Here is an 11,574-nt window from a genome sequence, read left to right on the forward strand (position 1 = left end):
TAAGATATTAGTTCAAGAAAAGTGTTTCCAATCGCTATATTTGAAATCCGAAATGGCAATCAGTGACGCTACCATCCAAGACATCAAGAATCGCATCGATATAGTCGATGTTATTGGTGATTTTGTCACCCTCAAAAAAGTGGGAGGTAACTATCGCGCATTGAGCCCATTCACAAACGAAAAGACACCTTCTTTTTACGTTTCGCCCTCCAAAGAGATCTATAAATGCTTCTCCTCAGGAAAAGGAGGTGATGCCATATCCTTTGTCATGGAAGTGGAGGGTATCAGCTATATAGAGGCCCTAAAATACTTGGCGGGGAAGTACGGCATTGAAATTCAGGAAGAGGCACTTACCGATGAACAAATTGAAGCTCAGAATGAGAGAGAAAGCCTCTTTATCGTGCTCAACTTTGCCAGTGAGTATTTTCAAGACCTCCTTCATAAGAGTGACGAAGGGAAATCGATCGGTCTGAGCTATTTTAAAGAGCGAGGCTTCACCGAAGCGATAATTAAGAAATTTGACCTAGGCTATTCACTGGATGTTTGGGATGGCTTGCTGAAAGCGGCTAAAGAACGAGGCCATACGGAAGCAATGCTTGAGAAAGCCGGGTTAATACTGACTTCAGAAAAAGAGCAAAAGAAATACGATCGCTTTAGAGGGAGAGTGATTTTCCCTATTCATAATGTCGCAGGAAAAGTCATTGCATTTGGAGCGAGAACACTCCGAAAGGATAAGAAAACGCCTAAATACCTTAACTCACCGGAAACGGAGGTTTACCACAAGAGTAATATCGTTTATGGTATTCACCAGGCCAGACAGGCGATCCGCAATGCCGATGAATGTTTCTTGGTAGAGGGCTATACGGATGTAATCTCCCTTCACCAGTCAGGTGTCGAAAATGTGGTTTCTTCCAGTGGGACTTCTTTAACCAAGGAACAGATCACCTTAATCAGTCGCTATACCAAAAAGATTACGGTGCTCTATGACGGTGATAGTGCTGGGATTAAGGCATCCTTCCGAGGGATCGATATGATCTTAGAGAATGACCTCGATGTTAAAGCAGTAGTTTTCCCGGAAGGCGAAGATCCCGATAGTTTTTCCAGAAGCATGAGTTCTGAGGCGTTTCGCCAGTATCTGGAAGACAATGCTCAGGATTTCATCACCTTCAAAACGAACGTCCTTACGGATGGGGGAAAGCAAATTGATCCTGTTAAAAAAGTAGAAGTCATCCGTGACGTAATTGAGAGCATTTCTCTCATTCCCGATGGTATTAAGCGATCGGTATACATCCGAAGTTGTGCCGATCAACTCGAGATCGAAGAACAGGTCCTCATCAGCGAGTTGAATAAGATTCTTATTCAAAAGCAAAGAAAGGAAAGACAAAGCCGTGACAGAGCAGAAGCTCAGGCTGTAGATCTACTGCCAGAACCGGAAGTAGCCAGTCCAAAACAGGCAATAAAGCTTACCTCATATCACGTAGAAAGGGAGTGCCTTAGGTTACTCGTTAACTATGGTAATGAGCCTTACGATGAAGAAATGAGCGTGGCAGAGTTTGTCTTACACGAGACGGAATCTGTGAATTTTGAGGATAAGATGATTGAGAAGACCTTCATCCATGCAGCCAACCTGGTGAGTGAAGGAAAGAAAATAGAACCTGACCAGTTTATTGGGCCACAAGATCCGGCTATGAGTCAATTGGTTATCGATTTGCTAGAGATGAAGTACTTTGTCAGTGAAGGCTGGCAGGAAAAGCACCGCATCACGATAATCCACGAATCTGAGGACCTGGCGGAAGCCTCCTATAAAATTGTACTTCGCCTAAAGTGGAAAAAGTTGAATTCGCTAATTCAACAGAATGATGATGCACTCAAAAAGGCTCAGGATACCGAGAACATTGCCGAACAGGACGAGTTACTCAAGATGAAGATGCATTTGAAAGCCATGTTCGATGAGGTAAGTACCGAACTCGGTGTGGTAATATCAAGGTAGTTTTGAAGCGATTATATACTTATTACCTTTGCATCGCTTAAATCAGAGGAATGGCTGAAGAAATCAAGTTAAATACCATTGAGGAGGCTATTGAAGCCATAAAGAACGGTGAAGTGATCATTGTTGTGGATGACGAAAACCGTGAGAATGAAGGGGATTTTATCTGTGCAGCAGAGAAAGTAACACCTGAGATCATCAACTTTATGGCGACACATGGTAGAGGTCTCATTTGCGCTTCTTTATATGAAGATCGTTGCAATGATCTAGGGCTCGATCTGATGGTCAGGAATAATTCAGCTGCCTATGAAACTCCTTTTACTGTATCAGTTGATTTGATCGGGCATGGATGTACTACCGGCATTTCTGCATCAGATAGATCAAGGACAATTCAAGCATTGATCAATCCAGAAACACGTCCGGAAGAGTTAGGTAAACCAGGTCATATATTTCCATTAAGGGCCAAAAAAGGTGGTGTTTTGAGGAGAACAGGTCATACCGAAGCAGCTGTTGATTTTGCGCGACTAGCAGGGCTGAAACCTGGCGGTGTATTGGTTGAGATTATGAATGAGGATGGCACTATGGCAAGGCTCCCTGATTTAAAGGGCGTTGCCGATCGCTTTGACTTGAAGTTGGTTTCTATTGAAGATTTGATTTCCTATCGGTTAGAAAATGAAAGTCTCATAGAAAAGGAAATCGGAATTGATTTACCAACAGAGTATGGCGATTTTCATTTACAGGCCTATAAGCAAGTCAATACCGGAGAGATTCATTTGGCCGTGGTTAAAGGAGAATGGGAACCAGATGAGCCGGTGCTCGTTCGCGTGCATTCGTCAAGTACCTTAGGAGATATTTTTGGGTTCAAGTTTGATGCCGGTAATCCTATTAAATATGCCATGCGCATGATAGAAGAAGAAGGCAAGGGTGTCGTACTTTATATGAACCAAAATGCGAGAGGCCAGCGATTGATCCATGAAATCCAAGCCCTGAAGAAAGAAGGTATCACTGATAAGCCACTAAACCGCAAGTTTGGTGTCAAGATGGATGAAAAGGACTACGGAGTGGGTGCGCAGATTCTCAGGGATTTAGGTGTGTCTAAGCTGAAGTTAATATCTAACAATCCACAGAAACGAATCGGTATCATAGGCTATGGTCTTGAGATCACCGAGTATGTTGAACTGAAAGGCCAAAGTGCATCTCAAAATGTGATTTCTTAGCCAAAATCATTGCTCGATTGCAATACATCTCGGGAATTCGCTGATTTTTTCCCTAAAAGCAGCCTTTTTCTGTAACAAAAAGTATAGATAACGTTGTTACTATATAGGATGAGGGTATTGATTGCATACGTTTTTTTGTTGAGTGCCTTAAGTGCTCAAGCTCAAAACTTTGGCTTCCAGTTTCCGAGTGAAATGTGGCACAGGGGAGAAGTGGTATTAGCCGATGGAAATACTATTCAAGGAACAATAATGTATGATATTCTCGGTGATGTAATTCAAGTCAATCGGGATGATAAAGTTCAAACTTTTGCCGCCAATCAAATCCAACAATTCAAAATTTTACAAGAGGATATCGGCAGGTTCAGGTCATTTTATACCATTCCCTATTTAAATAAAAATGGCTATCGAAGGCCTAAGTTTTTCGAGCTGATCTTTGAGGGAGAGACGAGCTTGCTTGCTAGAGAAATGATTTTAATTACTACACGTCCACCGAGAGACCCTTACTTTTCCAGAGGACTAAGATATAATCCTTATGGAGGCAGTAGAAGTGTAAGGGTATTGGACCACGACCTGTTTCTTATGAATAGTAAAGGTAAAATCACATCTCTGAATAAAAAGAGGAAGGATGTTATTTATTCCTTTGATGATAAATACGCTGATTTGAAGAAGATCATCAAGAGCAACCGTCTTAAGATGAATAACATTGATGATGTAGCCACTTTGGTCGCAGAATACAACAAGTTGGGTGAGCAGTAGGAAAACCTTCAAGCGCATCCTGAAGTTGAGTTTTGAGTTGAGGATGAAATAAAGTAGATACTAAAGCCAATATCATGAATGTCAAGGTTTCGCTTACGGCTTGTTTCTTTTTCTTTTCCTTTTTTGCTAGTGCCCAAGGTTTGGATTTGGATGGTTGGATAGATGATTGGAGAGGCTTGGCGGAGCAGCGAAACAGGGGTGTAAATCCAAACTTTGATACCAATAACTCTGATCTCTTTAGGAGTCGTAATGGCAAAAGAGCCAGGTCCTTTTCATTTCCTCCTGTTTGGAATACAGGTACCATTTTACTTTCAGATGGGAGTCTATTAAAAGGGGCTATCAAACACAATATAAAAAGGGACGTTGTTCAAATTCAGTCGAAAGACACCACTAGAATATTGGCAGCACATCAAATTCGAGCCTTTGAAATTTACAAAAGTCGGCCACAACTTCGGTGGGCTAACCCCAATCTAAAAGCAAAAAGAACCAAATATTATAGCCTACCATACGGTAGTAAGAATGGTTATGCAAGGCCCAAGCTCTTTGAGGTGTTGATGGAGGGTAATACTAGCCTTTTGAGAAGGTGGGTTTATGGTACCAGAAGTTCAGATCGCAAGCTTTATCTTAGGGATTCAGATGGAGGGATTACTCAGATTAAAAAGAGAAGAGGGCAAGTTATAGCGTCTTTCGATGGAAGACATGACGAGTTAAAATTGTTTGCGAAACGCGAACGCCTCGATATGTATAAAATAGGGGACGTAATGCGATTGGTAGCCGAGTATAACAAGCTTCAAGAGCATTAGGCCTTTATCCGATTATCTATTTTCCTAAATATTGAGCCCTAAGGATTCAAGCCTATTTAGAAGATCATTTCATTATCCTGAATTTGAAGATCATGGGCAACTTTCACCTTTTCTGATGAAAGGACTCAGTAAAAAGCATTGAATGGATTAGGCTATAATTTATTTTGGTATAAAACAGTTTTTTTCTGTAACAAAACCTATGATAACCGTTGTTAATAATAGTAAGAGAATTTTAGAATGAGATTTCTGCTCTTGTGTGACAGAAGTCTTAATTGACCAATCAGGAAACTAGAATTCTTAACAAGGGCTTTAAGGTTTAAGCTTATGGTTTAGACTAAAGATTAAGAAAATAGAGTATTCACAAAAAAACCTTACCGTGATGAAGACAAAGATTTCGATAACAGCTTGCCTTATTTTTATTTCTCTTGGGCTCAGTGCTCAAAACATAGATTTAGATGGTTGGATCGATGGTTGGAGAGAACTCTCTGAGACTGCAGATAGAAATATTAATTGGATTGGGGAACCAGGTGAAAGTGATTTAGCAGGGAGTCTTTGGTCTCATAGACGTAGGGAGGTAGCTTCTCCTTCTCTCTGGCAATCAGGTACGGTCTTGTTTGAAGATGGGGCAAGATTTGATGGGCCCTTAAGGTATGATCGTGCCAGGAAAATTATTCAAGTGCAGGTTGGGGGTAAGACTCGGATTTATAGAGAGAGCCATATTTCTAAGTTAGAAATCTTTGAGGAATCGCCAGGTGCCACGAGTGCTAGTGTTGGGGAGAAAAGAAAAAAAGCTGTCTATTACAGTCTGCCTTATGCTGGAGAAAAAGGCTCTCAAAGCCCCAAATTGTTTGAGCTGATTGTTAAGGGCAATACTAGTTTACTCAGCAGGTGGGTTAAAGGCAATGTGTTTTATAGTAGAAAGTTATACCTGATCAATCCGAAGGGAAAAATTACTGAAATCAAAAGAAGACGAGGTAGTGTGATCAAAGGCTTTGATGGCAAGCATGATGAATTAAAGAGTATTGTCAAAGAGGAGAAGCTTAATATGTATGATATGCGCCATGTCATCACCCTGGTTCAAGAGTACAATAAGCTGGTTGATCAATAATTCTCTCCTAGTTTTCGGTAGTTGAGGTCATAATGTATTATTCAAAAGAATACAAGTATGAAGAAATGGATACCACTTATCTTTATTTTCTCCTCTCTTGGCTTAGATGCTCAGATCAATAATATGCGGGATATGGTTTATGCCAGAACTCCTAGAAATGAGGAGGTCCGTTTCCCTAAAAGTGTGTCAGAAAGAATGTATTCAGCCGATAAATGGCACGAGGGTACAGTGACTCTCTTTGATGAAGGTAGCGTTGAAGGGGTGATCAAGTATGATTTTGTTCATGATGCTGTTCAGGTCAAGACAGGCCAAGTTATCAAGACCTTTGCCGCAAGTCAAGTTGAAAAGTTCAAGATTATAGAGCAAGATACTGATAGGAACCGAACCTTTTATACTTATCTGTTGCCCACTAAAAATGAATATGCGCGTCCCGGGTTCTTTGAACTTCTTGTTGAAGGTGAGGTAAACCTATTGATGCGCGAAAGAATACTGGTGTCAGCCGTTCCTAGTCGCAAAAGACAATATAGGGGTAAACATCGTTTCGATCTTGATGGAAATCGTAATAAATCTGTCAGACGGAGTATAACCGAAGATAGAATTGTCAATAGAAGGAGCTTAGAAAGGGAGTTGTACGTGATATCTGAGGAAGGAGAAGTAAAACTGCTTAAAAAAAATCGAAGGAATGTTCTGAGTTTTTTTAGAGAAAGGTACTCCGAAGTAAAAGGGATCATGAAGAGAAGAAGACTAAAACTTGATCGAACTGGTGATATTGCAGTCTTGTTTCATGAATATAATCAACTGTATGAAAAGGCATCGGGTGTATTGGTGCCTGATCAATTAAGACGAAATAGACACCTTTTGTACGTGATTCCAGACCTCTGATCAGCCAAAGTCTGACTCATATTTCCCGCAAATTAATTTTATAAAAAGATAAGAATCGTTGCATTTGAGAAGCCTAATGTTTCGAAATTAGAGCAATTCAATAATTGCACTATGTCCAAGCCTCTTATTCTTGTTTCTAATGATGATGGTATAACCTCCAATGGTATTCGCTTTTTAGTAGAAGTGATGAGTACCTTGGGAGAAGTGATCGTGGTGGCACCCAATAGTCCACAGTCTGGTATGGGGCATGCTATTACGATTGGTCAGCCATTGAGGCTTGTGAAGACCTCAATCTTTGACGACTTGGATGTCCAAGCGTATGAGTGTTCTGGGACACCTGCTGATTGTGTGAAACTGGCTAAACATCATGTGCTGAAAGACAGAAACCCTGATTTGGTCGTAAGTGGTATCAACCACGGTAGTAACCTGGCTGTAAGCGTGCTGTATTCTGGCACCATGTCCGCAGCAATTGAAGGAGCCATTGAAGGCTTTCCGGCCATAGGTTATTCATTATCTGATTTTTCCCATGATGCTGATTTTTCTCACACTGAGGATTTTGTAAAGCATATCGCGGAGCAAGTTTTGAAGAATGGATTAAACAGAGGTGTTGCCCTGAACGTCAATTTCCCACCAAAACAGAATGAGAGAATTAAAGGCATAAAAATTTGCCGCCAGGCCAAGGCGCATTGGGAAGAGGAGTTTGATCACCGTAAAGATCCGTATGGAAGACCTTACTTCTGGTTGGCTGGTAACTTTGTGAACAACGATAAGGGAGAAGATACCGATGTTTGGGCTGTTGATCATAACTATGTGGCTGTTGTACCTTGTCAGTATGACCTAACTGCTCACCATGCGATCGCCCAGATCAATGATGACTGGGATTTTTAATCAGGTGTTTTAAGGAAGGCTGGCAGCGGAATGTCCTTTACAAACAAGGCCTTTCCTTTGTCTTTTGAAAGCGACCAACGATATAGCCAAGACATTCCCCAATTACCGAACTTAGTTACTGGTTCTGCATAAGCCGGATCTTTTAGTACTTCGCTTTGAGAGACGAACGTATATCCATTTTTTTTGAACATATCACAGAGTTCGTCTAAGTAGTCTGCATTAAGCAAATTGGCGTGCATCAAATAGGTGTGAGCTATTGCTCGATCAAATACGGCTTCCGATAATGATTCATAGAATTTGAGTTTCTTTTCAGTATGGTCGATATAGGCGATGCCGATTGTTTCCATTTCGGTTTCGTCCTTTTCTTTATACGCTTGTGCGTAAGCCTGAGCAAACAGATAATCATCGCTGTTGAGTGTAACTGGTGCCGATAAGTATCCTTTGCTCCTTATAAACTCCTCCAAGGCCTCCGATCGTTCCTTGGTTTCTCCTGATCTAAGGAAAGGGTGCCTAAAAAACCTGATGTCTTGGTCGTACTTTTTCGCAAGTGGCTTTATGATTTTTTCACCCTTCAGAAAGTCCTCTGAAAATCGCTCTAAAGTGACTTTATGGTAATCTATATGTGAATAGGTGTGATTGCCTAATTCATATCCATTTGATAGCCATTTTTCAAGAAGACTTATGCTGAACTTATCTCGTTTACCGTTGCTATAGAGTTTGATTTCATTTACATAACCGATGGCTGGAACCTGATACTGCTTGAAAGTGCTGATGAGTTTGTCGGTCACCTCATTTAGGTGTGCAGGGGTGTTGATGCCATAACTTACAACGGGTAAATCATCTATCGTAAGCGATACCTTTTTCTGGCTGAAAGCATTAAAGGCAAGTAAGGAACAAACTACTACTAAGATGGAGCTATTGAGTATTTTCATCCTTAGACTTTTTTGGTACAGGATCATAGCCATGTCCACCCCAGGGGTGGCACTTGCTAAATCTTTTCATCCCTAGCCAAATACCTTTAATTGGTCCCCATTCCTGGATGGCTTCAACGGTGTAAGCTGAGCATGTGGGATTAAAACGGCAATTTGCTCCTAACAGAGGAGAAATCGCATATTGATAGACACGAATAGGAAAAATGAATATGGTCTTGATGACCTGTTTCATTACTTAAAGTCTTTATAAAGCATACTGGCTTGGATACCCTCGTTGTTCTGATATTTTCCGTTTTTATAAGTGTCGAAATCTCCTTCAATCGTATGGTAAAAGATTTGACAAATATCTACTCCGGCATAAATTCTGATAGGCTGGACACAGAAAATCTCTAGGGTCCAATAACCATTAAACCCGACATCACCAAACCCGGCTGTCACGTGAATGAAAAGTCCCAGTCTTCCGATAGAAGATCGACCTTCTAGCATAGGGACAAATTTCGAGGTCTCAGTTTTCTCAACAGTTCTCCCTAAGTAGAGTTTTCCAGTTTCCAATAGGAGACCTTCTTCAGGGATGGTGAGTGGTTCGACTGGGTTTGGATGTTTCATATCCAAAACCGGATTCGAGTAAACCATCAGCTCATTATGTAGCTTAAGATTATAGCTATTGGGATTGAGCTGAGATTCACTAAAAGGCTCAATGTTGATCCCCTTGCCAATTTCTCTTTTGATTTCCTTACCTGATAGAATCATAGCATTAATCTATAGAGTAGGACATGCCGCCTCCTTTTTCATCTTTTATTTGTACACCTCTTGCCTTCAGTTCATCTCTGATTTTATCAGAGAGCGCGTAATTCTTAGAAAACTTAGCCTGCTTTCTTAGCTCTATCAGTACTTCCATTACACCATCCAATACTGCTCCGTCCTGTCCACCAATCAATTCGTTTCTTAAACCTAGAACATCAGAGATAATGCCCCTGAAATGACCAATGGTCTCGTCAAACACTGATTTGTCTATAACGGCCAGTTCAGATGGTTTTTGATAGAAGGTATTGATACGACTGCAAATCTCAAATAATGAAGCAATTGCCTTAGCCGTATTGAAGTCGTCACTTAAGTCTGTCAGAGCCTTATCAATTAAGGCTTTGAAAGCCTCAGATTTGGCTTGATCAACTTTTCCTGTCCCAGCAGTAGGTAGTTTCTCAATGAGATTAACACTGGCCATCAATCGCTTATAACCTTTCTCGGCTGCTTGCAGCGCTTCGTTTGAGAAGTCGAGCGTGCTGGCATAATGGCTCATAAGCATAAAAAACCGGACCGTCATGGCGCTATAACCGCGCTCAAGTAGTTTGTGATTACCTGTAAGCAGTTCTTCTGGAGTAAATCCATTACCCTCACTTTTGGCCATTTTTCGGCCGTTGACTGTGAGCATATTACCATGGACCCAATACTTAGCCCCCCCATGACCGCTGCAACCTTTGTTTTGAGCAATTTCTGCTTCGTGGTGAGGGAACTTCAAGTCCATGCCACCGCCATGTATATCGAAGTCTTGTCCAAGATATTTGGTACTCATCGCAGAGCATTCTAAGTGCCATCCCGGAAAACCTTCGCCCCATGGAGATGGCCACTTCATAAGATGACCGCCCTCAGCTTTCTTCCAAAGCGCAAAGTCCAACTGATTCTTTTTCTGATCCTGACCGGCCAGCTCTCGTGTATTGGACATCATTTCCTCTACATTTCTTCCAGAGAGTTCGCCATAAGGCTGATCGTTATTATATTTTTTTACATCAAAGTAGACCGAGCCATCTACTTCGTATGCATAGCAGTTATCAATAATCTGCTTGATAAACTCAATCTGCTCAATGATATGACCAGTAGCAGTCGGTTCGATAGAAGGAGGAAGGGTATTGAAGAGCTGCATCACATCATGGAAGCCATTGGTGTACTTTTGCACCACCTCCATAGGTTCGAGTTGATCTAACCTTGCTTTTTTCGCAATCTTATCCTCACCTTCATCGGCATCGCCTACGAGATGTCCTACATCAGTTATGTTTCGGACATAGCGGACCTTGTATCCAAGGTAGGTCAGGTATCTAAAGATGATGTCAAAAGATGAGAAGGTTCGAACATTGCCCAAATGAACATCACTGTAAACAGTTGGTCCACAAACGTACATACCCACTCTTCCCTCGTGAAGAGGCTCGAATTTTTCTTTCTTTTTAGTGAGAGTGTTTTGAACGCTTACCGGGTACTGTTCGTAGAGTTTCATTTCAACTTATTGTTGATATAGGCTAAAAATTCGTTTCTGGTTTTTTCTTCTTTGAATTTGCCGCTATACTCAACGGTTACTGTAGAAGAAGACTGATCTGAGGCTCCGCGAGAACTGACACACATGTGCTCAGCATCTATAAACACAGCCACATGCTCTGTATTAAGGGCGTCTTTCAACTCGTTCAGGATTTGTAATGCCAAACGCTCTTGAACTTGAGGCCTTCTTGCGAAATAGTCAACGATCCTATTGATTTTGGACAAGCCGATCACTTTTCCATTTGGTATATAGGCAACGTGTGCTTTACCAACAATTGGTAGGAAGTGATGCTCACAATTGGAGTATAAAGTGATGTCTTTTTCAACCAACATCTCCTTGTACTGATATTTATTTTCAAAAGTCGACATGGAAGGTTTATTCTTCTCATTGAGACCCTTGAATAATTCATTGACATAAAGTTTGGCAACTCGTTTAGGAGTTCCCTGAAGAGAATCATCAGTCAAATCAAGCCCCAAAGTGTGCATGATCTTCTCGAAGTAACCTTGAATCAGCTCGATTTTCTCTGCATCAGAAAGATCAAATGCATCATCCCTCAATGGGGTGGCGATTGATGACATGATATGTGCATCACCCATCGCTTCAATCTCCCTCAATAATTCTTCTGACGTCTTGTTTTTATTATCCATTTGAATGGTGTTCTTATGCTATCTGTCATTGTACTCTCACCAGACAGAA

The 11,574-nt window shown here is 41.2% G+C and carries 12 protein-coding genes; 7 read left to right on the plus strand and 5 right to left on the minus strand.

Annotated elements, in window-relative coordinates; translation table 11 throughout:
• Positions 1–52 precede the first annotated feature (52 nt).
• From dnaG to surE, 7 genes are all read left to right on the plus strand, one after another.
• Positions 53–1,990, plus strand: a complete 1,938-nt coding sequence (gene dnaG / locus BFP97_RS02455) for a DNA primase (RefSeq protein ID WP_069840893.1) — start codon at positions 53–55, stop codon at positions 1,988–1,990.
• Positions 1,991–2,040: 50 nt separating this feature from the next.
• Positions 2,041–3,204, plus strand: coding sequence for a 3,4-dihydroxy-2-butanone-4-phosphate synthase (gene ribB / locus BFP97_RS02460; protein ID WP_069840894.1), 1,164 nt, complete (start codon positions 2,041–2,043; stop codon positions 3,202–3,204).
• 117 nt (positions 3,205–3,321) lie between these two features.
• Positions 3,322–3,960 (plus strand): hypothetical protein, encoded by a 639-nt coding sequence (locus BFP97_RS02465; RefSeq protein ID WP_170827388.1) that lies wholly within the window; start codon positions 3,322–3,324, stop codon positions 3,958–3,960.
• Positions 3,961–4,034: 74 nt separating this feature from the next.
• Positions 4,035–4,763, plus strand: a complete 729-nt coding sequence (locus BFP97_RS02470; protein ID WP_069840896.1) for a hypothetical protein — start codon at positions 4,035–4,037, stop codon at positions 4,761–4,763.
• Positions 4,764–5,142: 379 nt separating this feature from the next.
• Positions 5,143–5,871, plus strand: a complete 729-nt coding sequence (locus BFP97_RS02475) for a hypothetical protein (protein WP_069840897.1) — start codon at positions 5,143–5,145, stop codon at positions 5,869–5,871.
• 57 nt (positions 5,872–5,928) lie between these two features.
• On the plus strand, positions 5,929–6,753 hold the full coding sequence (locus BFP97_RS02480) for a hypothetical protein (protein ID WP_069840898.1): 825 nt from the start codon (positions 5,929–5,931) through the stop codon (positions 6,751–6,753).
• 111 nt (positions 6,754–6,864) lie between these two features.
• Positions 6,865–7,641 (plus strand): 5'/3'-nucleotidase SurE, encoded by a 777-nt coding sequence (surE, locus tag BFP97_RS02485; RefSeq protein WP_069840899.1) that lies wholly within the window; start codon positions 6,865–6,867, stop codon positions 7,639–7,641.
• Here the strand turns inward: surE and BFP97_RS02490 are convergent.
• The 5 genes from BFP97_RS02490 to folE are packed head-to-tail and all read right to left on the minus strand — an operon-like array spanning position 7,638 to position 11,525.
• The gene (locus tag BFP97_RS02490) at positions 7,638–8,573 is read right to left on the minus strand and encodes a polysaccharide deacetylase family protein (protein WP_069840900.1); all 936 of its coding nucleotides are present in this window, start codon (positions 8,571–8,573) and stop codon (positions 7,638–7,640) included. The genes surE and BFP97_RS02490 overlap by 4 nt on opposite strands.
• Positions 8,557–8,805, minus strand: a complete 249-nt coding sequence (gene yidD / locus BFP97_RS02495) for a membrane protein insertion efficiency factor YidD (RefSeq protein WP_069840901.1) — start codon at positions 8,803–8,805, stop codon at positions 8,557–8,559. Before yidD ends, BFP97_RS02490 begins: the two co-directional genes overlap by 17 nt.
• Positions 8,805–9,323, minus strand: a complete 519-nt coding sequence (dcd, locus tag BFP97_RS02500; protein WP_069840902.1) for a dCTP deaminase — start codon at positions 9,321–9,323, stop codon at positions 8,805–8,807. The genes yidD and dcd overlap by 1 nt, the downstream gene beginning before the upstream one ends.
• A 4-nt stretch (positions 9,324–9,327) precedes the next feature.
• Positions 9,328–10,839, minus strand: coding sequence for a cysteine--tRNA ligase (cysS, locus tag BFP97_RS02505; protein WP_069840903.1), 1,512 nt, complete (start codon positions 10,837–10,839; stop codon positions 9,328–9,330).
• Entirely contained in the window at positions 10,836–11,525 is a 690-nt protein-coding gene (folE, locus tag BFP97_RS02510) for a GTP cyclohydrolase I FolE (RefSeq protein WP_069840904.1), read from the minus strand. Before folE ends, cysS begins: the two co-directional genes overlap by 4 nt.
• Positions 11,526–11,574 lie beyond the last annotated feature (49 nt).

The organism is Roseivirga sp. 4D4 (genome assembly GCF_001747095.1).
Taxonomy (GTDB): domain Bacteria; phylum Bacteroidota; class Bacteroidia; order Cytophagales; family Cyclobacteriaceae; genus Roseivirga.